General features: G+C 70.5%; 22 protein-coding genes. 10 read left to right on the forward strand and 12 right to left on the reverse strand.

Features of this window, described 5'->3' with window-relative positions; all coding sequences use genetic code 11:
- Positions 1-67 precede the first annotated feature (67 nt).
- Both IT371_16230 and IT371_16235 read left to right on the forward strand, forming a co-directional pair.
- Positions 68-514, forward strand: coding sequence for a thiol reductase thioredoxin (locus tag IT371_16230; protein ID MCC6749211.1), 447 nt, complete (start codon positions 68-70; stop codon positions 512-514).
- 9 nt (positions 515-523) lie between these two features.
- Positions 524-952 carry an OsmC family protein gene (locus IT371_16235; protein ID MCC6749212.1) on the forward strand — a complete coding sequence of 143 codons (429 nt, stop codon included), beginning with the start codon at positions 524-526 and terminating at the stop codon, positions 950-952.
- A 27-nt stretch (positions 953-979) separates the two neighbouring features.
- Here the strand turns inward: IT371_16235 and IT371_16240 are convergent, their stop codons facing one another.
- Positions 980-2,308, reverse strand: coding sequence for a DUF1015 domain-containing protein (locus IT371_16240; GenBank protein ID MCC6749213.1), 1,329 nt, complete (start codon positions 2,306-2,308; stop codon positions 980-982).
- Between the two features lie 86 nt (positions 2,309-2,394).
- On the opposite strand from IT371_16240, the gene IT371_16245 reads away from it, so the two are divergent.
- Together IT371_16245 and IT371_16250 are read left to right on the forward strand one after the other, a co-directional pair.
- On the forward strand, positions 2,395-3,975 hold the full coding sequence (locus tag IT371_16245; protein MCC6749214.1) for an MFS transporter: 1,581 nt from the start codon (positions 2,395-2,397) through the stop codon (positions 3,973-3,975).
- A gap of 184 nt (positions 3,976-4,159) precedes the next feature.
- Positions 4,160-5,194 carry an acyltransferase domain-containing protein gene (locus tag IT371_16250; GenBank protein MCC6749215.1) on the forward strand — a complete coding sequence of 345 codons (1,035 nt, stop codon included), beginning with the start codon at positions 4,160-4,162 and terminating at the stop codon, positions 5,192-5,194.
- A gap of 92 nt (positions 5,195-5,286) precedes the next feature.
- On the opposite strand, the gene IT371_16255 is transcribed toward IT371_16250, so the two are convergent.
- From IT371_16255 to IT371_16270, 4 genes are all read right to left on the reverse strand, one after another.
- Positions 5,287-6,882 (reverse strand): glycoside hydrolase family 1 protein, encoded by a 1,596-nt coding sequence (locus tag IT371_16255; GenBank protein MCC6749216.1) that lies wholly within the window; start codon positions 6,880-6,882, stop codon positions 5,287-5,289.
- A 20-nt stretch (positions 6,883-6,902) separates the two neighbouring features.
- Positions 6,903-8,945, reverse strand: a complete 2,043-nt coding sequence (locus IT371_16260; protein ID MCC6749217.1) for a hypothetical protein — start codon at positions 8,943-8,945, stop codon at positions 6,903-6,905.
- Positions 8,946-9,037: 92 nt separating this feature from the next.
- Positions 9,038-9,499, reverse strand: a complete 462-nt coding sequence (locus IT371_16265) for a hypothetical protein (GenBank protein MCC6749218.1) — start codon at positions 9,497-9,499, stop codon at positions 9,038-9,040.
- A gap of 15 nt (positions 9,500-9,514) precedes the next feature.
- On the reverse strand, positions 9,515-10,048 hold the full coding sequence (locus tag IT371_16270) for a hypothetical protein (protein ID MCC6749219.1): 534 nt from the start codon (positions 10,046-10,048) through the stop codon (positions 9,515-9,517).
- Positions 10,049-10,157: 109 nt separating this feature from the next.
- On the opposite strand from IT371_16270, the gene IT371_16275 reads away from it, so the two are divergent.
- On the forward strand, positions 10,158-11,111 hold the full coding sequence (locus IT371_16275; protein MCC6749220.1) for a hypothetical protein: 954 nt from the start codon (positions 10,158-10,160) through the stop codon (positions 11,109-11,111).
- 46 nt (positions 11,112-11,157) lie between these two features.
- The gene (locus IT371_16280; protein ID MCC6749221.1) at positions 11,158-12,648 is read left to right on the forward strand and encodes a hypothetical protein; all 1,491 of its coding nucleotides are present in this window, start codon (positions 11,158-11,160) and stop codon (positions 12,646-12,648) included.
- Between the two features lie 7 nt (positions 12,649-12,655).
- On the opposite strand, the gene IT371_16285 is transcribed toward IT371_16280, so the two are convergent.
- From IT371_16285 to IT371_16305, 5 genes are all read right to left on the reverse strand, one after another.
- On the reverse strand, positions 12,656-14,110 hold the full coding sequence (locus IT371_16285; protein ID MCC6749222.1) for a P-loop NTPase: 1,455 nt from the start codon (positions 14,108-14,110) through the stop codon (positions 12,656-12,658).
- A gap of 95 nt (positions 14,111-14,205) precedes the next feature.
- The gene (locus IT371_16290; GenBank protein MCC6749223.1) at positions 14,206-15,225 is read right to left on the reverse strand and encodes a hypothetical protein; all 1,020 of its coding nucleotides are present in this window, start codon (positions 15,223-15,225) and stop codon (positions 14,206-14,208) included.
- A 221-nt stretch (positions 15,226-15,446) separates the two neighbouring features.
- On the reverse strand, positions 15,447-15,944 hold the full coding sequence (locus tag IT371_16295; GenBank protein ID MCC6749224.1) for a hypothetical protein: 498 nt from the start codon (positions 15,942-15,944) through the stop codon (positions 15,447-15,449).
- On the reverse strand, positions 15,944-16,390 hold the full coding sequence (locus tag IT371_16300) for a hypothetical protein (protein MCC6749225.1): 447 nt from the start codon (positions 16,388-16,390) through the stop codon (positions 15,944-15,946). Before IT371_16300 ends, IT371_16295 begins: the two co-directional genes overlap by 1 nt.
- 31 nt (positions 16,391-16,421) lie before the next feature.
- Complete coding sequence (locus IT371_16305; protein ID MCC6749226.1) at positions 16,422-17,246, reverse strand: hypothetical protein; 825 nt, start codon at positions 17,244-17,246, stop codon at positions 16,422-16,424.
- Positions 17,247-17,734: 488 nt separating this feature from the next.
- Here IT371_16305 and IT371_16310 point away from each other — a divergent pair, with 488 nt between their 5' ends.
- The 3 genes from IT371_16310 (at position 17,735) to IT371_16320 (ending at position 21,226) form a co-directional block, all read left to right on the forward strand.
- A complete protein-coding gene (locus IT371_16310) occupies positions 17,735-18,685 on the forward strand; it encodes an IPT/TIG domain-containing protein (protein ID MCC6749227.1) in 951 nt (316 codons plus the stop codon).
- 10 nt (positions 18,686-18,695) lie between these two features.
- Positions 18,696-20,186 (forward strand): proline--tRNA ligase, encoded by a 1,491-nt coding sequence (locus tag IT371_16315; GenBank protein ID MCC6749228.1) that lies wholly within the window; start codon positions 18,696-18,698, stop codon positions 20,184-20,186.
- Between the two features lie 179 nt (positions 20,187-20,365).
- Entirely contained in the window at positions 20,366-21,226 is an 861-nt protein-coding gene (locus tag IT371_16320) for a lamin tail domain-containing protein (GenBank protein ID MCC6749229.1), read from the forward strand.
- 34 nt (positions 21,227-21,260) lie between these two features.
- Here IT371_16320 and IT371_16325 read toward each other — a convergent pair whose 3' ends face one another.
- Together IT371_16325 and IT371_16330 are read right to left on the reverse strand one after the other, a co-directional pair.
- Positions 21,261-23,624, reverse strand: a complete 2,364-nt coding sequence (locus tag IT371_16325) for an alpha-glucosidase (GenBank protein MCC6749230.1) — start codon at positions 23,622-23,624, stop codon at positions 21,261-21,263.
- Between the two features lie 81 nt (positions 23,625-23,705).
- Positions 23,706-23,936, reverse strand: coding sequence for a right-handed parallel beta-helix repeat-containing protein (locus IT371_16330; protein ID MCC6749231.1), 231 nt, complete (start codon positions 23,934-23,936; stop codon positions 23,706-23,708).
- An 841-nt stretch (positions 23,937-24,777) separates the two neighbouring features.
- Here IT371_16330 and IT371_16335 point away from each other — a divergent pair.
- On the forward strand, positions 24,778-26,238 hold the full coding sequence (locus tag IT371_16335; GenBank protein MCC6749232.1) for a hypothetical protein: 1,461 nt from the start codon (positions 24,778-24,780) through the stop codon (positions 26,236-26,238).
- Positions 26,239-26,459: the final 221 nt, after the last annotated feature.

A 26,459-nucleotide genomic window follows, 5' to 3' on the forward strand; every position in this document is an offset into this window, starting at 1 on the left:
GGCTCAGACCGAGGGAAGAGGCGGTAACGAGCGGGCCGGCCCCCGGCCCGGAAGGAGCGAGCGAACCATGTCCAGCAGCACTACGAACAGCCGATCCCCCCAGGCGAGTCAGCCGGGCGCCCCGATCCACGTCACCTCGGTGGCCGCCTTCGAGAAGTACCTCGAGCAGCCCGAACCGATCATCATCGACTTCTGGGCCCCCTGGTGTGGCCCGTGCCGCATGATGGGCCCCGTCTTCGAACGCGTGGCCGCACGCTTCGCGGGCCGGGTCCGCTTCCTCAAGGTGAACACCGAGGAGCTTCCCGAGCTCGCCGGAGCTTTCCGCATCCGCTCCATCCCGACGGTCGTGGTCATGCAGGGCCGCGACGTGACCGACGGAGCGGTCGGGCTCCTCGACGAGGGACGGCTCACGCTCCTCGCCGAGCGCGCCCTCGGCGCCTCACAAGACGGTGGCATGATGGGCCGACTCAGGCGACTCTTCGCGGACGGCCCCGCACCCGGAAAGGACGCGTAGGACTGGACCATGGAGATCGCATCCAAAGTCGTGTGGCGAGACGGTATGGCCTTCGCCGCGGAGCTCGACGGACACACCTTGCTGCTCGACGCCGACGAGGAGTTCGGCGGGCAGAACCGGGGACCGCGCCCGAAGGGGCTCACGCTGGTGTCGCTCGGCGGCTGCACCGCGATGGACGTGGTGGCCATCCTGAACAAGATGCGCGTGCCGCTCGAGCGCCTCGAGGTGACGCTCGACAGCGTGCTCCCCGACGAGCATCCGAAGAAGTTCACCAAGATCGTCGTGCGCTACCACCTCTGGGGCAAGGACCTGCCCGTCGAAAAGGTCCAGCGCGCCGTGCAGCTCTCCGAGGAGAAGTACTGCGGGGTGCGCGCCACTCTGGCCCCGACGGTGGCGATGGAAACGGAGATCTACCTCAACGACGAGCGCGTGAAGTAGCCCGGGCCCGCTCCCGACGGGCGCGTGCTACCCCAGATACGCCGCATCGAGAGGGAGCGCGACGAGGCCGCTCGCCAGCTTCGGATAGAAGTCCGTCGACTTCTGCGGCATCTTCTCGCCCGCCGCGGCGCAGGCAGCCACCTGGGCCATGCGCGTGGGCCGCAAGGTAAAGAGCAGCTGGCCCCCGCCATTGTCGAGCGCCGTGTAGCCGGCGTCGAGCTCGCGCAGGTAGCGCAGGTTCTCCTGCCGCGTGATCGACTCCTTGGTCAGCCCGAGAAGCCGCTCGAGCACGAGCTCGTGCAGCACGCTGACCTCCAGGCTGCGCCACGCGGGAGCCCGTTCCGCGACGAGCTCGGCCATGGTCTGCTCGCTCTTCAGGCAAAAGAGCCACTGCCCCTCGCGGGCCACGACGCCGAAGCCCTGCTCCGTCTCGGAAAGCGCCGCAAGCCGCGTCTCGAGCTCGCGCCGGCTCGCCAGCGCGGTGATCGCAAACCACGGCTCGCCGCGCCGCACGAGCTCCGACCCCTCGAGCCCGGTCAGCCCGTGCACTAGCCGGTGCGTGGGCAGGATGGCCAGCCCCGGGTCCTCCATCCCCACGAGCGCCGCCAAGGCCACGTCGTGGGGCCCCGGCGCCGTCGATGAACCCATCGCCGCGCGCCGCTCGTCGCGATAGGTCAGCGCCGTCTCGTAGCGGTGGTGCCCGTCGGCGATGATGAGCCCTCGCTTGGGGGAGAGCTCGGCCGCCACGGCAGCCAGCACCTCGCGCTCGGTGACGACCCAGAGCTCCTGGCGCACCGCCGCCTCGTAAAGCTCGTGCCCGTCGGCGACGGGCGGCTTCCCGGCGATCGCCGCGTCGAGGAGCGAGGCCACCCGGCGCTCGGGGTCGGGGTAGAGCAGGAAGACGGGCTCGAGGCTCACGGTCGTCGCACGGAGGAGCTTCAACCGATCCTCCTTGGGGCCGCTCAACGTGCGCTCGTGCGGCAGGACGAGCCCCTCCTCGAAGGAGGAGAGCTCGAACGCCCCCAGCACCGCCCGCCGCGTACGCTCGCTCCCGTCGGGGAGGCGGAAGGTCTGGTGGTAGACGTAGAGCGCCGGCTCGGGCTCGGGGACGAGAACCCCGCGGGCGAGCCATTCGCGGTAGGTCGCGCGCGCCCGCGTGTAGACGTTCTCGCCGTCCCCGTCGGTGGGCGCGCTCTGGCCGAGGATCAGCCGCACGAAGCAGTGCGGGTGACGCGCGTAATAGGTCGCCTGCAGCTCCTTCGAGATGCGGTCGTAGGGCTGGGTCAGCACCAGACCCGGGTCGGGGTGCTGCGCCCGGTCGTACCGAACGCCGCGGAAGGGACGAAGTACCGCCATGAAGGGAATGCTCCTGTCGCGTTCGAGGGCCGAGCCTAGCCTGATTCGCGCGCGGATGCGACGGGCCGCCGTGCTAAGGTCGCGGCATGGCAAACCCCGACGCGGCCACGGGTGAAGCCCCCTTCCGCTACCAGTGGGCCACCTGGGGGGACCTCAACGCCTTCTCGGGGCTCTTCCTCGACAACCTGCACAACCTGGTCGTGCTCGCGGGGATCCTGGCCGGCGTCTTCGGCTTCCCCCTTTCCTTCATCCTGACGAAGATGGTGCCGGGCACGGCTCTCGGCGTGATGGTCGGGGACCTCCTCTATACCTGGATGGCTTTTCGCCTCGCGCGCCGCACCGGACGGCACGACGTGACCGCCATGCCGCTCGGGCTCGACACGCCGAGCACCATCGGCATCGCCTTCGTGGTCCTCGGCCCCGTCTACAAGGCCAGCGGCAGCCCCGAGGTGGCCTGGCACGTCGGGATGGCCACTCTCTTCCTGATGGGGCTCGTGAAGGTCACGCTGGCCTTCTTCGGCCCCTGGGTGCAGCGAAACCTGCCGCAGGCGGCGCTCCTCGGCTCCATCGGCGCCGTGGGGCTCGCGCTCCTCGCCTTCCTTCCGCTCCTCTCGATCTTCGGCGCGCCGCTCGTGGGCCTCATCGCGCTCGGCCTGGTGGTCTACGCCCTCATCGGGCGCCGGCGGCTGCCGGGCAACTTCCCGGGGGCCTTCGCCGCTGTCCTCGTCGGCACCGCGCTCTACTACCTCCTCGGTCCCACCGGGCTCCTCGGCGCGCACTTCGTCGTGCCCAAGCTCGAGCTCCACCTTTCGCCCCCCCTCCCGACGCTCGGCTTCGTCGCCGGCCTCTCACAGGCGCTCCACTACCTCCCCGTGGCCATCCCCTTCGGGCTCCTCACCATCGTCGGCGGCATCAACGTCACCGAGACCGCGCGCGTAGCGGGCGACGACTACAACACGCGCGACATCCTGCTCGTCGAGGCCGGAGCGACCCTCGTGGCCGCGCTCTTCGGCGGAGTGGCCCAGTCCACGCCGTACATCGGGCACCCGGCCTACAAGGCGATGGGAGGCCGCGCCGCCTATACCCTCTTCACGGGGCTCTTCACCGGCCTCGGCGCCGCCGTGGGTCTCGTCCCCTTTCTCGTCTCGGCGGTCCCGATGGCCGCCGTGATGCCCGTCCTGCTCTTCATCGGCGTCGAGATCGTGGTGCAGGCCTTTCACGCCACGCCGAGGCGGCACGCGCCGGCCATCGTGCTCGCCTGTCTCCCGGCGCTCGCGGAGCTGGTGCGCATCCAACTCGAGCGCTTCGGCGTCCGAGGCGACGCGCTGCCCCCCGGCGAGGCCCAGGAGACCTATCGGGCGATCCAGCTCCTCGGGCACGGCTTCTTCATTTCCTCGATGCTCTGGGCCGGCGCCGTCGCGCACCTCCTCGATCGCCGGCTGCGCGCCGCCGCGCTCCTCCTGCTGCTCTGCGCCCTCGCCTCCACCTGCGGACTCATGCACTCCGTCACGCCGAGCGGCGGTCTGTACCTGCCCTTCGCCGTGCCCGGTCGGCTGCACTGGCTCGTGGCCTCCGGCTACGCCTTCCTCGCGGCGCTGCTGCTGCTCGCCTCGCTCAGTGGGCCCGGCCGCCCGGCCGAACCCGGCGCGGATCCCGACGCCGCGTAGTGTCGAGCAAGACTTGCTCGCCTCTCGAGCAAGTCTTGCTCTGATGGTTTACGCAGCACTCCGATCAAGACCCGAACCGGCTAGAATGTTTCGCGTGTCTCGCGTGGGCCCGGGCGTGATCCGTGGCACACTTCCTGCTCTCCTGTAGGGATCCGAGCCCCGCTGAACCCACGAGGATCCCGCCGTGACCGTCGCGTTTCTCTTTCCAGGTGACGCCGGAGATGCACTGACGGTGCGCCCGGACATCGTCGCGCGTTCGCCCTGGATCCAGACCATGATCGAGATCGCGGCCGGCGCGGCGGGCGTGAATCTTCCGCGGCTCGTCCTCCGTCAGGAGCGTTCGCTCGCCAGGGCCGAGCTCTTCCAGCCCACCCTGATCGCCGTGGGGCTCGGGACGTGTTGCGAGCTGCTGGCCCACGGCGTGCGCCCGGCGGTGGTCGCGGGCCACGCGCTCGGGGAGCTCGCGGCGTGGACGGCTGCCGGAGTGCTCCGGGCCGAGGCGGCCATCCACCTCGCCGCGGTCCGCGGTCACCTGATGGCCCGAGAGGCGCGACGCACGCCGGGCGGCCTGGCGACGCTCGGCGCGCCGGCGCAGGTGCGGCACGCGCTCCGCGTCGGACGGCAGGCCGGCGTCATCGGCATCGCCGCCCACAACGCACCCCACGAATGGCTCCTGTCCGGGTCCGCTCCCGCGCTGCACGCCGTCAGCGAGCGCTTCCCCACGCGCAGGTTGACCGCCGCCGGGGCCTGGCAGGGCCCGGTGATGGACCCGGCGCTCGACGAGTGGCGAGCCGCCCTGGAGGGCCTTCGCCTCACGCCGGCGCACACCACGCTCGTGCGCAACGCCACCGGGCGTCCGGCGCTGAAGTCCGACTGGACCGTGGAAAACCTCGCCGAGCACCTCGTGCGTCCCGTGCGATGGGCTCGCACGCTCCACACGCTCCTCGAGCTCGGAGTGACCGACATCGTGACAATCGGGCCAGGCAGGGCCCTGCGAGATCTCGTGCGCCAGAACATCGGCGACCGCCCGCGACTGCACAGCACCGAAGAGCCCGGCGACCTCGAGCGGGTGGCGGAGGTGCTGATGCGGAGGCCGCAAGCTTCCGTCGGGCGCGGCGCGGCAATGCGATCTCGTCTCCCGCCTGGCCTGGGGGACTCGACCACCCCCACCCCGCTTCGCTCCGGCGCCAGTATGGGACCGGGGGGAGGGGGCCGCTGAACGTCGGCAGAAGACGGCGCAGGCGGGGTGGGGGTCGAATCGAGAGGGCAACGCGGGCCCCGTGTCGGTGATCGACGCGGGCGCTTCGGTCGCTACGGTAGGACCGCGGGCGTCTCGGGGATCGCGGGCGTCTCGGGGGCTGGATAGCGCGCGGCGAGGTCGTCGGGGATGCGACCCTCGCTGGCGATGCGCCGGTAGATCTCCGCCGCCTGCCGCGGCCGGCGCTCCTTCTTAGGGTCGTTCTTGTCCACGGCGTAGAGCCCCATGCGGATCTCCATCCCGTGGTTCCATTCGTAGTTGTCCATGAAGGTCCAGTAGAAGTACCCCCGCACGTCCGCGCCGTCGCGCACCGCCCGCTGCAGCCAGGTCAGGTGCTCCACCAGAAACTTCGGCGCCCGGCCGTTGTCCCTCGGGTCGTCGGCGCCGTTCTCGGTGACGATCACCGGCACGCCGAAGCGCTTCCCCTCCATCGCCGCCTCGTAGATCCCGCGCGGGTAGTCCTCCCAGACCTGCATGGTGAGCGGGTTGAAGGTCGTGAGCGGCGAGAGCTTCGGGACCACGGGGTCGACGGTCCCCGGCACCGTGATGCGCGTGTAGTAGTTCACGCCGAGGTAGTCCATGCGGCCCGCGAGGTCGGGGCGCTTCACCACCTTGCGGTCGAGCCCCGCGTCGAGCTCTCCCTTGATCACCGCGTTCAGGAAGGCCGTGTTGTAGAGGTAATAGAGGCTCTCGGCCCCCCGCATGTCCAGCTCGCGCTTCGGATTCGCCGGCCGCACGGAGGTCAGATTGTAGACCAGCCCCACCTGCGCGGGCTTGCCGTCTCCGTCGGCGTCCACCGTGTCGCCGGCGCGCACGGCGTCCACCATGCGCGCGTGGGCCTCGATCATGGCCATGATCACGGCCTTGGCCTCCACGGGGCGCATCATCACGCCGGGCGGATTGGTCCGGTCCGCCGTCGGAAAGAGGTAGCCCGCCAGCACGACCGCGAGGGGTTCGTTGAGCGTGGCCCAGAGGTCTACGCGATCGCCGAATTCGCGCGCCACGAAGGCCGAGTACTTGGCGATTTCGCGCAGCAGGGTCGGCGCGTCCAGCCAGCCGCGCGCGGTGCAGGTATCGAGGTCCTTGTGACAGCCGACGGCGTCGTGAATCCAGCGCGGCAGCGTGTAGTGGTTGAGCGTCACGAGCGGCGTGAGCCCGCGCGCCCGCATGGCGTCGAACATGCGTCGGTAGTGCGCGAGCGCCTTCGGGTTGGCGATGGCCTTGAGCGCCTCGTGCCCCTCGACGCCCACGGTGCTCTTCGGGAAGATGCGACTCCACTCGAGGCTGGAGCGCATGGCGTTGTTCCCGAGCCCCTTCGCGGCGAGCTCGTAGTCCTTCTCGTAGAGCTCCCAGTGGCCGGGCCCGACGGTGACCGGCTGCCCGGAGAGGTGCGTCGTGCCGTCGGCGACGAGCTCGGGGGTCGAGACCCAGTCGTACCAGTCCGACCCGCGGTCCTCGCACTCCTCGGCCGGGAGCGTGGGGCAGCCCATCTCCGCCTGAAATCCGGCGATGGCCGTGCCGAAGAGAAAGCCCCGGGGGAAGAGCTGGACGGGGCGCCCCTCGTCGCTCGCGCAGCCGCCGAGCAGTGTCGCCAGCACCATCGGGATGCGAAGCGCGTACCACGCTCCACGGGACCTGCTCGCGCGCACGGCGTAAACCATCGGAGGTGTCACTCCAGCGTCAGCTCGTCGAAGAAGAGGCTCTCGCGCTCGAGCTCGCGATCGCCGAAGAGGATCACGGCCGTCGTCAGCCCGGCGAGGCTCACCCCGGGGGCCTTGAAGTCGCTCAGCGGGATGCGAACCTTCTGCCAGTCGCCCGTCACCGAGGCGTACTTGGACAGCTTCACCTTGGCGCGCTTCCGACCGCTCTGCAGCACGAGGTCCGCCGTCTCCCCGCCCTTCTCGCCGCGCACCCAGAAGGCGAGGTGCGAGTAGCCGCGCGCGTCGAGCAGGCCGAGCCCCACGGCCACGAGAGCGTACGCGGGCCCCCCCACGCGTGACGCGGTCAGCTTGAGCCCGTGCCCCACCTTGCCGGCGCCGCGGAGCTCGACCGCGAGCCCCGCTCCCCCGGCCTTCTCGACGGTGATCGAGCCGGCGAGGTCGGAGAGCTTCGTGCGCGGTCCGTCGAAGCGCGCGAGCACGAGCGGGCTCCGCTCGCCGACCAGGCGCAGCTCGCCGAGCTCGATCCACCCGGCCATGCGCTCCGCTCCCGAGACGCCGAGGGCCAGGCGGCGCAGCTCGCCGAGGCCTCCCTTGCCACCGTACGCCGCGACGGCGCTCGCAAAGGCGGCCAGAGGAATACGCGCGGTGGACCAGTCGGGCTTGAGCCGCGCCAGGTAGCTCCCGAGGCTGAGCCGCGGCTCGTGGCCCTTGTCGTCGCGCAGGCTCACCGTCACCGACCCCGGCGGCATCGTCCCGCGCACCTTGAGCTCGAGCGTCTTGACCGAGGCGGGCGCGGTCGCCGGCAGGTCCGCCATGAACCCCGCGTACTCCTCGGGCTTGGTGAAGTCGAAGGCGAGCCGCAGGGCGCCGGGTTTGCGCTGCACGCGCAGGTTCGCCTCCACCTGGTAGCTCGAGGCGAAGACGCTCAGCGGCCGGCGGTGCGCGTTCACGCTCGCGCGCGTCGAGAAGTCGTCGAGGAGCACGGCACCACCGGGCTTGTCCGGCACCGCATAGCGGGTGCGCGGCGCATCCGGGGGGTCGCAGCCCTGCACCCCCGGGCCCTCCTCGTAGCAGAGCCAGGCCTTCTGCGCCCGGCCGTGCTTCAAGGTGAGGCGACCGTGGTTCGGCACCTCCAGCGCCTCCTCTCCCGACGCGGAGGAGAGGTGCAGTTTGAGGTTCGGGCGCGCCCCCCGCACCTTCACCTTCACTCCGTCGGCGGTGGCGGTGAGCTCCGCGAGCCGCGGCGCGGGGCCGCTCAGGCCGAGGCCGGCGATCTCGAGGCTCGCGCGCGGAGGCGCCGGCTCGGCGCTCTGGATGGCGAGAGAGTGCACCGTGACCATGGCCCGATTCTCGGGTCCCCGATAACGGAACGCTTCGAGCGGGATCACGTACCGCCGGAAGACGCGGTCGAGGTCCAGGTAGTAGTCCCAGTAGTGCAGCTTGCCGGGCCCTACTCGCTCGGCGAGCGAGAGTCTCACCGGCCCGAGGGTGCCGCGCGCCACGAGGACGAACGCCCCGCGCTTGGGTGGCCGCATCCCGTGGCCCGAGCGCACGCCGAAGGTTCGTTCGACCACCAGTCGCTCCGGCGCGCTCTCGGTGACCGTGGCCGAGAAGCTGCCACCGAGCTTCACCCCCAGCCCGACGAGCAGCGGCTCGGCCTCGTCGGGCTCGTCGGCGTCGGTCTGCGGAGCGAGGCGCTTCGGCCCGGCCGCCCACTCCCCGCGGTCGCGGTGACACTCGCCGCGGAGCGTCCGCGTTCCCTCCTCGACGCGCACCTGATGGTCGAGCGCCGGCTGAACCTCGATCGCGATCTGGTTCGATCCCTTGACCGTCCGCACCTGCCGCGAGGCTGGCGCGCCGACCTTCTTGCCGGCCAGGTCGAGCCCTTGCCAGGTCACCGCGGCCTCCCCCGCCTCCGTCGTGCTGAAGGCCACGAGGAGGTTCGCGCCGTGATACCGGCAGCGCAGCGAGCGACCGGGCTTGGCGACGGCGGAAGCGCCTGACAGCCCCACGAGACACATCACCGCGACCTGCCATCTCCGTCGAGACATCGCACCTCTGCTTCGGTTGGGGAGGGGCCGAATCTACGGCGTGCCCCGGGTTGGGCGCAACCCTCGGGCGAAGCTCTCGGGCGCCGCGCCGGTCAGCGGGGACGCCGCGCCGGCCAGACGCGCGCCACGCGCCCCCGCAAGACGAGGACCTCGTCGTCGCAGGTCAGCTCGAGACCCACCAGGGCTCCACGCGGCGGGGCGCCGGCAGCATCGCAGTAGAAGCTGCAGCCACCGACCGACAGATCCCGGAGCGCCACTCGGTGCGGCAAGGGTGCCGGCAGCGACGCGTCGAGGGGGCCGCCGAGCGAGCGGAGCTGAAACGTCCCTGCGACGTGGTCCTCGGAGAAGACGGGGAGCCGCTTCGCCTCGCGCCGGTTCCCGGCCGCCGAGGGGAAGGGTGCCCCCTCGTCGATCCCGCGCAGGTGCCACTGCCGCTTCATCTGGCGGCGCATCAGATCGAAGACCACGCGCCCGAGGGCCACCTGCACAGCGGCGGGGAGTTCGTCGAAGGCGAGGCTAACGCCGCACTCGGTGGAAGAGGAGGTTCGGCTCACGTGGTCCTCTACGGCCTACCGTACGGCGCACTGCCCCTGCACGCAGCGGGCGCTCTCGCCGTAGACGCGGCTCTTGCAGCATTCGAGCCCCGCACAGAGGGTGCGCTGGCGTCGCTGCTCCCAGGCCCGAGCCGCTGCACGATGTACCGGACGACGCCACGCCTGTCCACAGGGCGGACACGTACATGGCTCCGCCGGATCGATCAAGGTGCAATCCGCGTCGACCGAGCACGCGCGCTCCGGCGCCGGGGGCAGCGTCGGGGGCACGGGCGGGGTCGCGGGCGGCGTCGCGGTAGGTCGCGGCGAAGCGTCCGTGCTGTCCTCGGCGTCGAGAACCCGCGCCGCCCCGAGCCACCAGACGAGCCCCGCCCAGAGGCGAAAGGCCTCGCGGTCCAGGACCGGCGCCACGGAACGGTGAGCCCGGACCGCTGGCCCGGCGAGCGCGCTCGGCGACGGCCGGTGGTGCAGCCGCGGACGCGCTCCGAGGCTCCCCGCTCCGAGGAGGGGCCCCGCCAACACGAGGAGCATGACCAGTCGCGGCGTCCGCATATCGCGTCTTTCTCGCAGCAGGATAGCACGGGCGATGTCTATACTGCGGCCGGCTGGCCGGTCCCAGGGAGGAATACGAATGTATCTTCGCATACGCCATGGAACCCGCATGCGCCGGGCCCACGTCCTCGTCTTCGCGACCGCGCTGCTTGCGGGATGCGCCTCGTCCCCGATGACCTCGGTGGACCTGGGCGCAACCGACGGCTCCCCGGCGGCGGACCTCTGGGCTCACGATCGCGGCGCCACCCCCGATGCGAGCCCCGTGGCCTGCTCCTATTCCGAGGCGGCGAGCCCGGGGAGCGACGGCCTCTGGGGGACCGCGGACGACCCGATCACCGGCGGCCAGACCGCCACCTACGCACCCTCAGGGCAGCAGCTCTCCTTCGCCCGCGTCACCCCCGGCCCCGACGGTCGCGTCGGCACGGCGGACGACGTGACGGAATCGCTCGTGCAGTTCACCTTCGACACCGCCGGTCGCCGCGCGGGTTCGAGAACCTATCACGCACCCGGGGCCGACGGCCGCTGGGGCACCGGGGACGACCTTCAGAACCAGCGCGAGAGCTACTCCTACGACGCCCAGGGTCGCCGCGCGGACCGCACCATCTTCAACAAGGCGGGGCCCGACGGCGTATGGGGCTCGGCCGACGACGTGATCGGCGCGCGCCACGTCTACGCCGACTTCGTGCCCTTCCTGAAGGACACCGAGTCGCGGATCGAGATCGTCTACGACGACCCCGGCGCGGATGGCCGCTGGGCGACTCCCGACGACCGGGTCTGGATGGCCTTCCGGAAGGTGCCGACCACCCGCGCCGCCGGAGAATGGAGCCTCGAGTCACGCGCCTCGTCGGCCCCCGGAGTCGATGGGAAGTGGGGCACCGACGACGATCCGGTCCGCCAGCGTGCGGTGTGGCAGTGCGAGGCCAAGACGCGCACGATGAGCGTCTATCGGGGACCGGGCACGGACGGGACCTGGGGCACGACGGACGACGAGGTGCAATCGCGCGCCAGCCTGACCACCAACGGCGGCTGCCCCTTCTCGCTCTGTGCGGTGAAGATCGATTGAAGTGCGCGCGCCATCGGTACGGACCCCTCGAGCGGGGAGTCGCACCATGGCGCGTAGAAGAAGGGAGAAGGCGATGCAGAAGGCGATCTACCTCACGACGGTCCTGGCCCTCGCGGCGGGCTGCGCGACCCCCGGCGATGGCGCGCGGTGCAGGACCCCGGCCGACGCGACGCGTCCGCCCGCCGCAGCGGCTCGCCCGGCGGAGCCGCCCAGCCCGTCGGCCGCTCCCGACGAAGCGCTGCTCGACGGAGTTCCCGGGTCCGCGCTCGGGCTCGCCGTCCTCAATCGCGCCATGCTCGCCGGGCCCACGACCTCGCTCTTGCAGGGCGCCGCGCTGCGTTCCGCTCTCTCGAGCTATCTCGTGCGCGCGGTCGGCGTGGACCTCTCGGCGGTGGATGGCCTGGTGGCCTACGTCGTCGCGTTCGAGCCGCGGCCACGCTTCGCCGTGATCGCGCGCGTCCCCGGGCTCGGCAAGGGCGCCGCGCTGAAGGCCCCGAGCGCCGGGAATCATCGCGGCGTCCCCCTGGCGCGTCTCGACGACGGCCTCGTCGCGGCGATCGCACCGACGGGCGTCTTGCTCGGGGAACGCGAGGCGGTCGAGCAGGGGATCGACGTCTCGCAGAAGCGGCGACCGGGCCTGGCGGCGGGGACGACCCTCGCGGCCGTCCGGCGCGAGCTGACCTCGGACGTGCTGCTCCTCGCGGCGCTGGACATGCCGAGCGCCAAGGAGCTTGCCGCGGTGACGCAGCAGCTGGGCCTGCAGCTCGCACTGCTACGGGTCCGCCAATCGCGGCGTGGCACGAGCCTCCAGGTGGACGTGGATGGAGACCCCCAGCGCATGGCCGGGGCCGCGCAGCTCCTCGGAGGCGGCATGAAGATGGCCGAGTCGCTGCTGCGCAAGCGTATGGAGACGGCCACGAACGGCGCCAACGTCGCCGAAGGAGTGGCCGCCATCCTGGGCTACTACCACGCGGTAGGCTTTCTCGAGGAGGCCGCGCCGAAGGTGAACGGCGGACGGCTCACGAGCTCGTACGTGCTGCCGAGGCTCGAGGGACCGATCGGGCTCATGGCGGTAGCCGGCGTGCTCGCGGCCGTGGCCGTCCCAGCCTTCATCAAATACCTCCGTCGCGCGAAGGCCGTCGAGGCCAAGGAGTCCCTCGCCAGCCTGCAGCGCGCCACCGCAGCGCATTACGCCGCCGGCCGGAAGAAGGGGGCGCGGTATGCCTTCCCCACCTCCACGGGCTGGGCCCCGGAGAAGCCGTGCTGCGGCGCGGGCGACCAGAAGAAGTGCCCGGGCGGCAAGGAGGCCTTCGCCCACCAGAGCTTTCGCGCGCTCGACTTCGCGCTCACGGAACCACACTACTACCAGTACCGCATCACGAGCACCGGCCGCGGAAAGCGCGCCGCCATCACGCTCGAGGCGCGCGGCGATCTGAACTGCAACGGCAAGCCGTCGAGCTACAAGGTGCAGGGGAAGCTGGACGCGAAGGGAGAGCTCGAGTTCGGCGAGCTCGAGGCGATCGACCCGCTCGAGTAGCGGCGCTCTAAGACGGTGTCGCCTGCCGGAGATAGCCCACGAGCGAGCTGGCCTGCTGCGGATCGGTGAAGCGCACCACCACCCGCCCGGTCGACTCGTCGTAGGAGTGCAGCTCCACGGAGACGGCCGGTAGCGCCGCTCCTCCGCCGCGCGCGCTCACCAGCCGGAAGGCTCCCGGCCCACGCACCTGCCCCGGACTCACGCGCACCCCCGCGATGCACGCCCCCGCCGCGTTGATCTGCACGAGCGTTCCCATGAGCCACGGCCCACCGAGCTGCACCTGCACGAAGTGACTGACCGAGAGTCGCGCGGAGCTGCGCTGGAATCGCTCCAGCTCGGCCAGAAAGCTCGCCGTCGGACCCTCGGCCACCTGGGCGAGCGCCTCGCGGCTGGGCGTCGGCCGGAGCGGCCCCGCCTGCGCCTCGGCTGGCAACGGGGGCGGCGCCGGCGCATCCAGATTCACGCTCTCCAGACCGAACTCGAAGGCCTGGTCCGCCGTGGACAGGGCCCGGCTCACCGCCGCGCGAATCTGATAGATCGGCGTCAGGTCCTGCGTCATCAGGGTCCGCGCCAGGCCGGCGATCTCGGTGGCGTTGGCGTCGGGCACGCTGTCGAGCACGATCGGCCGCCCTCGGTTCACGGAGCTGCGCACGCGCGGGTCGGCGCGCAGCGACGCCACGACCTCGGTCTGAAGCCCGAGGAAGCGCTCCGTCATGCGCTTCACGGCGAAGATGACGTCGCGGTCGCGCTCCGCCGCGAGCATATTCCCGATGAACTTGGCGTTGAATTCGCGGAGCAGGAGACGGAAGGGCTCGCCCAGCTCGGGCGCCTCCTCCTCGAGGAGCATGAGGAACGTGCTCACGCTCTCCATGCTGCTCCCCACCTCGAAGGCCCGCCCGCCGAAGGCCTTGGCCAGACGCGACGCGGCCACCCCGCTCGTCACGGCGCGCTGGAGCCGACGAAAGAGGGCCATCTTCAGGAAGCCGTAGCCGTTCTGGACCGAGGTGATCTCGGGGGTCATGACGACGAGCCGGATATCCGCCGCGTTGAAGAAGTCGAGCTGGTTGATGTCGGTGCCCGCGCCCACGTCGACGAGCAGGCAGTCGGTATCGAGGTGCGCGAGCTCGGCGATCAGGCGCTGCTTGGCGTCGTGCCGCGGACTGGCCGACCCGAGCACCTGCGAGGCGCCGCAGATGAGCGACAGCCCGGGCACGCTGGTCGGCAGCACCAGCTCCGCGAGCGAGCCCACCCGCCGCTCCAGGAAGTCTTCGATGGTGCGGGGCGGACGGCCGATGCCGAAGAGGGAGTGCAGGTTCGCTGCACCCAGGTCCGCGTCGAGGGCCACCACCCGCGTCCCCCGCATGGCGAGCGTCGCGGCGAGATTGGCCACGACGAAGCTCTTGCCCACGCCCCCTTTGCCGCCCCCGACGGCGACGACGCGCTTCTTTGGGCCTGTGGTCATCTAAGGATCGATTTTTACACGGACTGCGCGCCTTTCGCCAGCAAAGGCGCGCGGCACCGTCCCCGCCGGCCCGAACGCAAGGGGCGACGCCGCCATCAGCGCGGGACGAGGTAGTCGGTCGGCTCGCACGCCGGCAAGGGCATCTGGCGGGTCCGGCCGCCGCGGAGCGCCGAGAGGGCCGCCACCATCGCCGCGCCGCCGTCTTCGTTCAGCTTGAGCTTGCGCGCGTCGCGCTCGTCGCAGCCGATGACCTTCTTCCAGGTCTCGGAACCCCACGCCGCCGCCCGTCCTGCTACGAGCACGGCGCCGAGGACGGCGTCGTCGAGCCGCGCCAGTTGCTCGACGGGCGTCACTCCCACGACCCAGAGCAGGATGCCGAAGAGCCGGTACCAGGAGCCCGGATGGTCCCCGTTGAACGTCTCGCCGCGCTCGCGCAGGTCACCCCGGATGTCGACCATGCGCCGGAAGAAGCGGTTCATGCGTGGGTACGACGACAGGTAGTAATAGCCATCGAGCGTCGGGTCCACCTTGCGATACCAGAAGTCGTCGCCCGCTCCCTTGCACCGCCGGGTGTACGGGGCGAAGAAGCGCGCCTCGGAGCGCAGGACGTTGTGCGCCGCGAGCAGGGCAAGAAACACGTCCCCCCTCTGTATCCCCAGCGCAGCGCGGAAGAAGGAAAGCGGCGTGATGGAGTTCTCGGGCTGGGCGAAGACCCACCGCTGGAGCCGCGCCTCTTCTCCTGTCTCCTGGCATTTCGTACCGGGAACCGCGGCCAGATACGCCGTCAGGTCCGCCGTGCTCAGGCGGTTCAGGTGACGATTCCACTGCGGCGTGACGAGTCTCCCCTGCTCGTCCAGCATGGCGAACGTGGCGATCGAGTGGGCCAGACAGGCACCGAAGCGCTGGGGGTCCAGGTCCACGGCCTGGCTTCGCACGTAGCGCGCGTCGTAGCCGTAGTAGTGGCGGGCGTCGACGGTTCCGCCCTCGTTCTGGCAGATGGTCCCGTAGCTCTCTCGCTCGCCGTCGACCTCGGCCTCGGGCGCCCCCCCGCCACACGCGGCGACGGCGAGACACCAGACGCTCACCAGTTCCCACCGAAGCAAGGGCCGCACCATCGACACCTCCTCGCGGCTGACCCGACGTGATGTCAGAGCAAGCCCGAGGCCAACGCCGCTCCTACCGACCCTTCCAAAGGCCGCTGCCCAGGCTGGCGATCTTACGAGGTTGACGCACGCGCCCAGCGGGGCCGGTCCGGCGGCGAGACCCTACCCGCTGCCTGGCACTCCGCGGGCCTGGGGTCAGCTGTCACCAGCACGCGCAGCGAGGCAGGCCCGGATCACGCTCTCCGCAGGAAGTAGAGCGCCGCCCACGCGACGAGGAGCACGATGGAACAGGGGAGCGTGGCCCGCGCCAGGAAGGCGCGAGGAGCTCCCTCCCCTCCTCCGCCCACGGCGGCGAGCGACCCCACGCACCCGAGGAGGCCCAGGAGCCCTCCACCGTGCACGACGGCGCCGCAGGGCGCTTCCGAGGCCGACAGCGATAGCGCGGTCCAGAGCAGGGCGCTTCCCCCGACGGCACCCGCGAAGCCCGCCGCCGCGCCGAGCAGAGCACGGGTGGCGCGCGTCGATCGCGCCGTCAAGCGCCGCGTCAGCTCCCGCCGACGCGCCTCCAGATCCTGCATGACCTGCGGTGCGGCGCTGAACGCAGCGTCGAGCTCCGCCAAGCGGCGATCGGCAGCAGCCAAGCGCTCGAGCGCAGTGCGCGGCGCCCCCTCGGACGTGTCCCCCGAGGAGCTCTGCGCTTCCTTCGGCGTCTTCAGCGGATCGTGCGTCATCAGAAAGCTCCCTCGGCAAGACCCTTGCTCGCCTGCACGAGGGCCACCACGAGACCGTAGATGACGGCCGCGCCCAAGGAGAAGCCGCGGCCCAACCACGCTCCGACTCCCAGCGGATAGCGCGTGACACCGGAGAAGATGAACGATGGGAGGACGAACGCCCCCAGCACGACCCCGTAGCGAAGGAGACCGAGCTGCGCCGATCCGGCCCAGCAGAGGGCGAGCACCCCGAAGACGATGCTCAAGCCGCTCCACCGATCCTCGACGGTGCCGGGCAGCCCTCCGCCTTCACCGGTCTTGTCGAGCCACTGCTGCAGACGGTCGACCTCGAGCGCGAGCTTCCGCCGTGGCGCCTCGAGCTCGGCGAACTCCTTCTCACGCTCGCCGATGCGCGCCTCGACCATCGCCAGGCGCTCCCTGGCCGCAGCTTCTTCGTCGCGAAACATGGCACATGTCCCCCAAGTGAAGCGCCCCCACCTACTGCGCCGCCCCCTGCGCCCGCACGAGCGCGTCCCAGTATTTCTTGGCCGGGATGAGCGTGTAAACAGGATTCTCGGTCTTCACATCCGCCGTCACGGGACCGAGGTCGAGGCCGACGCCCCACTCGCGCCGACCGTCGCCGTCCTCGTCCGAATGGTGCAGCCGAATCGCGACTCCGGGTCCCGCGCTCACGCCGATGCGGAGCTGCTCGTCGTTGGGATTCTTCGGGTCGAAGCGGCCGATCTTCAGCGCGAGCTGCGCCGCGTTGGCAGAGAGTCCGACGCGGGTCCCGTTCGCGTCGGCGATCAGACTGTGCGAGTACTGCGCCAACACCCCCTCGAGCTGCAGCGCACGATCCGTGCGGGTGTGAAGCGCCAGGAGATGCAGCTCGGCCTCCATCTGAGGCAAACCGGGCACGTCCGGTCGCGTGGCCGCGGTTCCGCCGAGGAAGCTCATCCTCGCCCCCTCCGGGCTGCGTTGCTCGAACAGCATCGCCTCCTCGGTGCGCGTTCCACCCTCGGTGGTCGTCCGGGTCGTCAGCGTGCGCGTCACGGGGTCTCCCCCCATGAGGTCCCGCAGGTAGGCCGCCGCGTCTCGTGCCGCCGACCGTGCCGCGTCCGCCGCGCGGCGATGAGCGGCCTCCGCGGAAGGTCGCGCCTTCGTCCCGCCGTCGGCGGGAGCGCTCTTCGAGGTGCGGGGGTCGCCCGCCCGGTTCCCCTCCGGGGCGGCGGCCGCGCTGGACTGCGCCTCTGGCGGTAGCGCAAGCGGAAACAGATCGGTGTGGGCCCGGCAAACGTCGGCGCCAATACGGGGGTCGGCCATGGTGTCCTCGTCGGTTGGTTGGTTGGCTACTTTGGATGTCGAAGTCGCGAGGAGTATCGGTCGGCAGGCCGCCGCGGTTGCGCCGCCGCACGCAGGTTCCACGGGCGACCTCCGCGCGAGCCATCCGGCTGGGCAAGAGCGCCGCGCGCTGCCATACTCTGGCCGACTCACGCCAAGGGCACGACGCGACGTGATTTCCGGCGCTTATTGAATCGGAGGCCGAAGGTGCACGTCCACCGAGGCAGAGGGCCCACGACCCGGAGGGGACCATGCAACGCTTAACCGTCATCATCAGCACGTTCTCGCTGCTCGCAGCTGCACCGGCCCTGGGACAGCGACGCGCACCTCCAAGCGGCGGCGAGGCCCCACCCTCCTCGGGCGGAAGGAGCCGACGCGCACCGCCGAGTGAAGGACAGCCCATTCCGCCGAGCGCCCCGGGGGGGACGCGGAGAGCGCCGGAGTCCACGGACGAGCCCAAGGCGGTCAGCGTGTACCCCACGACGGGAGCCGGGGGCACGCAGATCGTGGTGCGTGGCACGGGCTTCGTCTCGGGAGACGAGGTACTGATCGGCGACCGCGTGACCATCATGCGCGGCACGCGCGGCGATCACATCATCGTGGTCGTGCCGATGGGGGCCTCGTCGGGCCGCATCTCGATCCGGCGCCAAGGGCGGCTCTACCCGTCCAGCGTCGACTTCCGCATCCTGGCCGTCCCCATGGTGAGCTACTACACGCCCCACGGAGGCTCTCCCGGTGAGACGATCTCGCTGCGCGGGATCAATCTGACGGCCGACGCGACGGTGAATCTCTCCGGCATCTCGTGCCCGGTGGTGCGGCGCACGGTGCCGACGGAGTTGCTCATCGTCGTGCCGCAGAACGCGCGTACGGGGCGCATCGTCATCACGACCACGGGTGGAAGCTGGGTGAGCCCGAGGGACTTCGAGGTGCTCTCCCACCCCACGCTCAGCTCCTTCTCCCCGACGCAGGGAGCGCCCGGCACGCGCGTCACGCTCTACGGTCAGAACTTCCACCACGGCATGCGCGTGTTCCTGGGCTCGACGCAGCTCCCCATCGTGGCCATCCAGCCGAGCCTGGTGGTGGTCGTCATCCCGCAGGGGGTCTACACCGGCAACTTCGTCATCTTCAGCCGCAACCGCTCGCAGCAGAGCACGAGCAGCTTCACCGTGCTGAACATCGCCGAGTTGACGTTTCACTTCTCGCCGGTGGAGGCAGCCGCCGGCAGCGACGTGACGATCCGCCTCTCGCGCGCCGAGCCCGCTGCCACGATCTGGTACAACGGGCGGCCGCTCCCCAAGCGCGTCCTGCACGGCGGCCGAACCTTCGTCGTGACGGTCCCGGGGGACGCGACGAGCGGCTACTTCGAGCTCGAGGTGTCGGGCCGCAAGTGGCGCGCCACGCAGCAGCTCACCGTTCGATAGCCTCCCCATGATGAAAAAGGACACGCCCGTGAGCAAAGACGCACAGAGCAGCGAGAAGATCACCCCCCGCACCGAGGACTACGCCACCTGGTACCAAGACGTCATTCGCCAGGGCGAGCTGGCGGAGGTGGCCGAGGTAGTGAAGGGGTGCATGGTCATCAAGCCGCACGGCTACGCCATCTGGGAGAAGATCCAGGGGCAGCTCGACCGGCGCTTCAAGGAGACCGGGCACAAGAACGCCTACTTCCCGCTCCTCATCCCGGAGAGCTTCCTGCGCAAGGAAGCCGAGCACGTGGAAGGCTTCTCGCCCGAGCTGGCCGTCGTCACCATCGGCGGCGGCAAACCGCTCGAGGAGGCCTACGTCATCCGGCCCACCTCGGAGACGATCATCGGGCACTTCTTCGGCAAGTGGATCAAGAGCTGGCGCGACCTGCCGCTGCTCATCAATCAATGGGCCAACGTGGTGCGCTGGGAGCTCCGCACGCGCATGTTCCTGCGCACGACGGAGTTCCTCTGGCAGGAGGGGCACACGGCCCACGCGAGCCACGACGAGGCGATGACCGAGGTCCTGCGCATGCTCGACGTCTACGCCGAGTTCGCGGAGGGGTTCATGGCCATGCCGGTGGTCAAGGGGGTCAAGACGCAGAACGAGAAGTTCGCCGGCGCCGTGAAGAGCTTCAGCATCGAGGCCATGATGCAGAACGGCCTCGCGCTGCAGGCCGGGACGAGCCACGACCTGGGGCAGAACTTCGGCAAGGCCTTCGACGTCAAGTTCCAGAACAAGGAGAAGGAGCTCGAGTACGTCTGGCAGACGAGCTGGGGCGTCTCGACGCGCCTCATCGGCGGGCTCGTGATGACGCACTCCGACGACAACGGGCTCGTCCTGCCGCCGCGCCTGGCGCCGATCCAGGTGGCGGTCGTGCCGATCTACAAGACGGACACTGAGCGCGCCGCCGTGCTCGAGAAGGCCGACCAGCTGGCCACGGAGCTGCGCGAGCGCGGCATCTCCGTCGAGGTGGACGCGCGCGAGGAGTACAAGCCCGGCTACAAGTACTTCCACTGGGAGCAGCACGGCGTGCCGGCGCGCCTGGAGCTCGGGCCGCGCGACCTGCAGCAGAACCAGGTCATGATGAAGCGGCGGGACCGTAGCGAGAAACAACCCCTGTCCATGGCGGGCCTCGGCGAGACGATGGCGAAGCTCATGGATCAGATCCAGGCGGACCTCTTTGCCGCGGCGAAGCAGCGCTTGCGCGACAGCACGGTGCTCGCGAACTCTCTCGACGAGGTGCGCGAGATCCTGAGCCCGGCGACCGCCGAGAAAGGGGGCGGGCGTTTCGTCATGGCGCACCTCGCGGACGACCCGCGCTGCGACGCGGCCGTGAAGGAGTTCAAGGCCACCATCCGCTGCGTCCCGCTCGTGGACGAGCACGGCGGCGGCGGATCCTGCATCGTGACGGGACAGAGCGTGCCGTCCCGGGTGGTGATCGCCAAGGCGTACTGAGCGCGACCGGGCCCGCGGGGCGGTCGACCGAGGGACCGGGCCACTTTTTCGCAGGGAATCTTGCGCGCACAGCTCTTTGAGATCACTCGTCGATCAAGAATCCTCCCCCGAATCCGCCCGAACATGTCGCGACAGTCCCCCTTGTGCCGGCGCCGCGGCTCGGGCAAAGATGCATCGCCATGAAGCATCCGGCTGTGTATCTCGCCCTGGCTTCCCTCGGATTCCTCTTCACGACTGGCTGCGCGGCCCCGGATCTCGGGGATGCGCCGTTCCTGTGCAATCGGGGCACCCCCGAGTGTCCGGACGGGTACGCGTGCGTCCCGAGCGGAGGCAAGCGCATCTGTCTGCGAGAGGGGCTTGCGCTTCCGGGGGCCGACGCGCGCTCCGCCGCGGACGCGGGACCCCTGGGCGCTTCCGACGCCGCGCCGAGCTCCGACACGCAGCCGCCGCCGCTCCCCGCGGATGCGGGCCTTCCGGCTGACCGCGGCACGGTCAAGAAGCCGGATGCCCAGGCCCCGAAGGCCGACAGCCAGCCCCCCGTCGGAGGCAACCTCCAGATCAGCGAGTTCATGGCCAACCCGAAGGCCGTCCCCGACGCCGACGGCGAGTTCGTGGAGCTCTACAACCCGGGCTCCGCGGCGGTGGACATCACCGGCTGGACGCTGAAGGACCTGGGCAGCGACCTGCACGTGGTGAAGGGCTCGGGACCGGTGCTGGTCCCCGCGTACGGGTATCTCGTCCTTGGGCGCGAGGCCAACCAAACCCTCAACGGCGGCATCAACGTCGGTTACGTCTATGCGAACTTCGACCTCGCGAACGCGAGCGACGAGATCGTGCTGCTCGACAAGAGCGGCAAGGTCGTGGACCAGGTCTCCTATAATACGATCAACGGGTTCGTGATCCCCGACGGCAAGAGCCTCTCGGTGAAGGCCGGAGCGCTCGACCACAGCCGGGGCGCGAACTGGTGCAGCGAGCCTGCGCTCTGGACCGGTTCGAAGGGGGACTACGGTACGCCGGGACGCGCGAGAAGCTGCAACTGAGCCGAAGTTCCACCGCGGCACCCTCGGCTGACCTCTACCAGTGCGCGTGAGCCTCGGGCCCCGTTAGCTCGAGGACCAAAAGGCCTCGCTCGAGGCGCGCCGGCACGCTGCAGCTCCGGGGCAGACCCGGTGTCCCCGTGAGCTCCACCGTGACGGGGCGATCCGCGCGGCCGAAACCATCCACGAACCGCAACGCGAGGCGCGCGCCGTCGAAGTCGCCGCGGAGCTCGCTGCGCGCGCCGGGGGCGAAGCCGTCGCCGTCGTCCTCGTACACCTGGCCGTGGAGCTCGGGGGCGAGCGGGGCGCGAAAGGCGAGCGGCGTCCAGCGCGCTGTCGTCGTGCACGGCGCGACGGCGGTCAGTGGCACGGCGCTCCCCGCGCGCTGGAAGAGCGGGATGCCGTCGAGCGGCGTCGGCGCGCTGACGTAGCTCGGACCCGAGGTCGCCGGACCGAGCTCGAAGGGTGCCCAGCCTCCCGCGGGGAGGTAGACCAGCCGTCGCCGTTGGCCGGGACGCAGCGCGGGCGCGACGAGGAGCTCGCGACCGAGGAGAAACTGGTCGTGCAGCTCCTGCACCTCGCCGTCGTCGGGGTACTCGAGCAGGAGGGGGCGCATCGGCGGCAGCCCGGTGCGGGAGGCCTCTTCCGCGAGCGTGTACAGGTACGGTAGCAGCCGATAGCGCAGCTCGAGCGCCGCGCGTACGGCCGAGAGGTAGGGCTCACCGAAGCACCAGGGCTCCTGGCGTCGCGTCCCGACGGCCGAGTGGTTGCGCATGAAGGGATAGAACGCGCCGAGGAAGCTCCAGCGCGCGAGCAGCTCACCGGTCGTGTCCGCGGAGAAGCCGCCCACGTCCGCGCCGGCGAACGGCACGCCCGAGAGCCCGAGGCCGAGGAGCGTGGGGATCGAGGCCTCGAGGTGCTCCCAGTAGCTGTGATTGTCGCCGGTCCAGACCCACGCGAAGCGCTGGATGCCCGCGCAGCCGCTGCGGGTGAGCACGAAGGGCCGCCGCTCGGGACGCAACCGGGAGAGGCCTTCGTGGGTCGCCTGACACATCTGCAGCCCGTACAGGTTGTGCACCTCGGCGTGCGAGCGCGCGCCGTGGCGGGCCGTCGGAGGGAGCGTCTTCCAGTCGGCATCGAGGCCGAAGCCACCGAAGGCGGCGGGCTCGTTCATGTCGTTCCAGATGCCGTCCACGCCGGCCTCGACGTAGCCGCGATGCTGCTCGCCCCAGTAGTGGCGCACGACGGGCCGCGTGAAGTCGGGCCAGACGGCGGGCTTCGGCCAGACCTCGCCGCGGAGCTCCTCGCCGCGGCTGTCCGTGACGAAGGCGCCGAGGGCGCGTCCCGCGTCGTAGGTCGCGTAGCCCGGCTCGACCTTCACCCCCGGATCCACGATCGCCACCGTGCGCACGTCCAGCGCGCGAAGGTCCGCGGGGAGCTCTCTCGGCGGGCCGAAGCGCGCCTCGTCGAGGGTGAAGACCTTGAAGCCCTCCAGGTGATCGATGTCGAGCCAGAGCGCCTCGAGTGGCAGGTTGCGTTCGCGGTAGCCGCGCGCGACGGCGCGGACGGCGTCGCCGTTGAAGTAGCCCCAGCGGCACTGGTGCTGGCCGAGGGCCCAGAGCGGCGGCAGCGGCGGCCGCCCCACGAGCTCGGTGTAGCGCGCGAGCACGGCCTTGGGCGACGGGCCGGCGATGAGATAGAGGTCGAAGGTCGGCCCGTCGGTGTGGATCAGCGAGCGGTCGCGCTCGGTCGCGCCGAGGTCGAAGACCGTGCGCCAGCTCTCGTCGAGAAAGAGCCCGAAGGCGCAGGCCCCCTCGAGGGCCAGCACGAAGGGGTGCGACTGGTAGAGCGGGTCCTTGTCGGGATGGTGGTGCATGTCGTCGGTGGCCCAGTTGGTCCACACGCGGCCCCGCCGGTCGAGAAAGCCGGTGCGGAGTCCCAGGCCGTAGTAGCGCCGGGACGGAGGATCGGCGAGCTCGAGGGTCAGGCCCCCCGAAAGCGCGTCGCCGTCGCGTTCCTCGGTGAGGGTCTCGCGCTGCACGCGGGACGCGGTCTGCGCCGCTCCGAGTGGACGGAGCCGACCCGCCTCGAGCCCGAGAACCTCGAGCGCGCCCCACCGAAGACGGAAGGGGTCGAGCGAGAGGAGCAATTCGGGAGAGTCGGGCGCCGAGAGGTGCACGGCGTCCCCGACGTGGCGCGCGCTCAGCGCCGGCGGGGAGCCGGCCGTGCTGGGCGGGGAGATCACGACCCAGCTCCCCTTCGCCGCGTCCTCGGGGCGCCGCCAGACGAGAAGCCGGATCACCCCGGGACGCGGAACCGTCAGCCTCGCTCGAGCAGACGAACCTGCGAGCTCGACCGCATCCGATCCGAGGTCCACCGAGTCGAAGCGCAAGGCGTGCATGCGGGGTGATCGTCGACGCCACCGCGCCGAAGGTCAACCCGTTCCCGCCACCGGGCGGGGCTACTCCTGTCGGCGGGGCGGCTACGGAATGGGGGTGGGGAGCGCGCCGAAGGCCTCGATCAGGCTCGACGTGGTGAGGGAGTTCTGGCCGTTCGCCGCGAAGCTGTTCGAGCCGAGCACGACCGAGCTCTGCTGGAGCAGCACGCCGTACTTCGTGTTGCTCGAGATCGTGTTGGTCTGGATCGTACCCCCCACGCCCTCGAGGAAGATGCCGCTCCGGCTGCTCGAGACAGTGTTGTTCTCGATCTGCACGCTGTAGGCACCGCCGCCGCTCAGGCTGACCTGGATCCCGTCGCCGCTGGGTTGACCGGCGCCGGCGCGACCCGACCGTGGTTGCGGCTGGCGCCGGCGCCGCCGCGACCCGACCGTGGTTGCGACGCTCCGACCCCGCGACCCGACCGTGGTTGCTACCCGGGGCCCCCCCGGGGAACCCCCCCCGCGACCCGACCGTGGTTGCTACCCGGGGCCCCCCCGGGGAACCCGACCGCGGGGAACCCGGCGCCGGCGCCGCCGCGACCCGACCGTGGTTGCGACGCTCCGACCCCGCGACCCGACCGTGGTTGCTACCCGGACCCCGCGACCCGACCGTGGTTGCTACCCGGGGCCCCCCCGGGGAACCCGACCGCGGGGAACCCGGCGCCGGCGCCCCGCGACCCGACCGTGGTTGCGACGCTCCGACCCCGCGACCCGACCGTGGTTGCTACCCGGGGCCCCCCCGGGGAACCCGACCGCGGGGAACCCGGCGCCGGTCCTGGTTGCCGACCTTCCGACCCAACCCTTCACGGCGCCCGGATAGGGGCGGCCGTTGGGGGCGCACGATGAGTTCGCTCCCCAATCGCGTCCCGCAGCCGACCAGCTCCGGCACGCCTAGGCGTGACCGGCGCGCGCTCCTCGTGCCCCGAGTCCGGCCTGCCTTCTCCTGATCCGCGTCGCCTGGTCCGCGTCAGAGCTCGTGACCTCTAGCCATCGACGCGTTTTAGGAGGCCCCGCGTGAGGCGTCCAGCAAAGATCGTTCCGGATCTGCCGCGGCACAGCACTTGCTCGTGCGGCCGACACACGAACTTGTCACCACCAGTGGAAGGGAGGCATCCCTATGTCCAGACGGCATCTTCAGCTGTGCGAGCCACGTCGGCTCTGCATCGTCCTCGGCCTCGCCTTGTCCGTCGGGGCCTGTGGCACCGGTGACGAGGAGGGGATGGGCAGGGAGCGGCGAGGGCAGAGCGTCTTTCCGATGGTCCACCTCGCCGCGGTCGGAAACATCTCCTACTCGAAGACTCGCCTCGACGGCCAATACCTCTACGGCGTCGGAGTGACATCGACGGGTTCCACGCTCTTTCGGGTGGACCTGGCAGCGGTTCCGACCCACGGCCCGCAGTCGGGGGGACAGGCCGAGGCGCTGTTCGCCACGGACAGCCAGAGTGAGGTCATCGGGCTCGAGGTGGAGCCGCAAGCCAACGGATCGATCTACTTCGGCGTGGAGCAACTCCCCGCCCCGGCGACGGGCGTGAAGAAGGCGTTGCAGGCCGTAAAGAAGCTCCTGCCGGGTTGGCTCACCGGCGGCGACGAGTCGATCTATATGACCACCCTCTACCGCCTGAGGAAGAGCGACCAGGTCCCCTCGGTGGTGGTGAAGAACATCCCGACGCAGAACACCAACCGCGGCAGCGAGCTGTGGATCGGAATCGACGATCAGCGCCTCTACTGGGCGACCAGCATGTGGCGCTTCGATCCCGACAAGGACTTCGGCGGCGTGATCCGCGCGATGGCCAAGCCGGGCCTCACCGTGACCGCCGTGGAAAATACGTCCACCGAGATCCTGGCGTGCGGGCTCAAGGAACTCAATGGGCGCTGGATGCCTGCGGTGCACGTCGGTGCCACTCACGTCTACTGGATGACGCAGGACACGGATTTCAAGAAGGGTGGCACGGTGAGCGCGTTCTGGCGCGCGCCCAAGCAGGGCTTCGTCGGTCACCCGAGGAGCATCGAGGATCTGGCAGCGGTGAAGGCCACGCGGACGAAGATCGCTGAGTGGTCCTATGAGTGCAAAGACTGTGCTGAGGCGCTGTGGGGTTTCACCGCCGATGACGAGCGGCTCTATGCGGTCGTCAAGGATTACAGCATGAGCACCAATGCGGGCCCCACCTTCAAGATCGTCCATCAACTAAAGGACGGCGCGACCGGTCTCGTCCCGGCGTCGGCAGCGATCGCGTTCTCGACCATCGGCTACGAACAGAACCTATACACCGCGACCGACGCTTCCGGCATCGCCTTGCTGCACATCGATGCGTCTTCTCTCAAGGCGTCCATCGCGACCCCCGGCTGCGGCAAGAAGCAGTTCCAAGAGCAGACGTTCACAATCTCCCAGGTTCCGCTGGGCGCCATCGGTACCGGGAACGTCCAGCTCGAAACCCTCCACAGCGCGACGAACAGCTCGTTCTACTGGTTCACCGGGGGGTGCATCATGGCCACCCCGAACGCGGTGATGGCCAAGACCGCCGATGCGGTCTACGCGGTCACCCCTGAGAACGCGATCTATCGGCTGCCTGTCGACTGATCCGGCGGGGCGTTACGCCTCCTTGCTGGGAACTCGGGGAGTCCACGGGAACCCCCGGGAACCCCCGGGAACCCGACCGTGGTTGCTTCTCCACGAACCCCCGCGGGAACCCGACCGTGGTTGCTCATTGCTCTGGTTGCTCGTAGCCGGGTTTCCTGGTCCGGTATGCGGACGGGCCGGTCCGGCACACCGGACGACTCCGGCGCCCCAGAGATCTATCA

The organism is Deltaproteobacteria bacterium (assembly GCA_020848905.1).
Lineage (GTDB): Bacteria > Myxococcota_A > Polyangia.

Bases quoted from the DNA above. Each gene is read 5' to 3' on its own strand.
- IT371_16230 (MCC6749211.1), top strand. From the start codon at position 68: ATGTCCAGCAGCACTACGAACAGCCGATCCCCCCAGGCGAGTCAGCCG.
- IT371_16235 (MCC6749212.1), top strand. From the start codon at position 524: ATGGAGATCGCATCCAAAGTCGTGTGGCGAGACGGTATGGCCTTCGCC.
- IT371_16240 (MCC6749213.1), bottom strand. From the start codon at position 2,308: ATGGCGGTACTTCGTCCCTTCCGCGGCGTTCGGTACGACCGGGCGCAG.
- IT371_16245 (MCC6749214.1), top strand. From the start codon at position 2,395: ATGGCAAACCCCGACGCGGCCACGGGTGAAGCCCCCTTCCGCTACCAG.
- IT371_16260 (MCC6749217.1), bottom strand. From the start codon at position 8,945: ATGTCTCGACGGAGATGGCAGGTCGCGGTGATGTGTCTCGTGGGGCTG.
- IT371_16270 (MCC6749219.1), bottom strand. From the start codon at position 10,048: ATGCGGACGCCGCGACTGGTCATGCTCCTCGTGTTGGCGGGGCCCCTC.
- IT371_16275 (MCC6749220.1), top strand. From the start codon at position 10,158: ATGCGCCGGGCCCACGTCCTCGTCTTCGCGACCGCGCTGCTTGCGGGA.
- IT371_16280 (MCC6749221.1), top strand. From the start codon at position 11,158: ATGGCGCGTAGAAGAAGGGAGAAGGCGATGCAGAAGGCGATCTACCTC.
- IT371_16285 (MCC6749222.1), bottom strand. From the start codon at position 14,110: ATGACCACAGGCCCAAAGAAGCGCGTCGTCGCCGTCGGGGGCGGCAAA.
- IT371_16290 (MCC6749223.1), bottom strand. From the start codon at position 15,225: ATGGTGCGGCCCTTGCTTCGGTGGGAACTGGTGAGCGTCTGGTGTCTC.
- IT371_16295 (MCC6749224.1), bottom strand. From the start codon at position 15,944: ATGACGCACGATCCGCTGAAGACGCCGAAGGAAGCGCAGAGCTCCTCG.
- IT371_16300 (MCC6749225.1), bottom strand. From the start codon at position 16,390: ATGTTTCGCGACGAAGAAGCTGCGGCCAGGGAGCGCCTGGCGATGGTC.
- IT371_16305 (MCC6749226.1), bottom strand. From the start codon at position 17,246: ATGGCCGACCCCCGTATTGGCGCCGACGTTTGCCGGGCCCACACCGAT.
- IT371_16315 (MCC6749228.1), top strand. From the start codon at position 18,696: ATGAAAAAGGACACGCCCGTGAGCAAAGACGCACAGAGCAGCGAGAAG.
- IT371_16320 (MCC6749229.1), top strand. From the start codon at position 20,366: ATGAAGCATCCGGCTGTGTATCTCGCCCTGGCTTCCCTCGGATTCCTC.
- IT371_16325 (MCC6749230.1), bottom strand. From the start codon at position 23,624: ATGCACGCCTTGCGCTTCGACTCGGTGGACCTCGGATCGGATGCGGTC.
- IT371_16335 (MCC6749232.1), top strand. From the start codon at position 24,778: ATGTCCAGACGGCATCTTCAGCTGTGCGAGCCACGTCGGCTCTGCATC.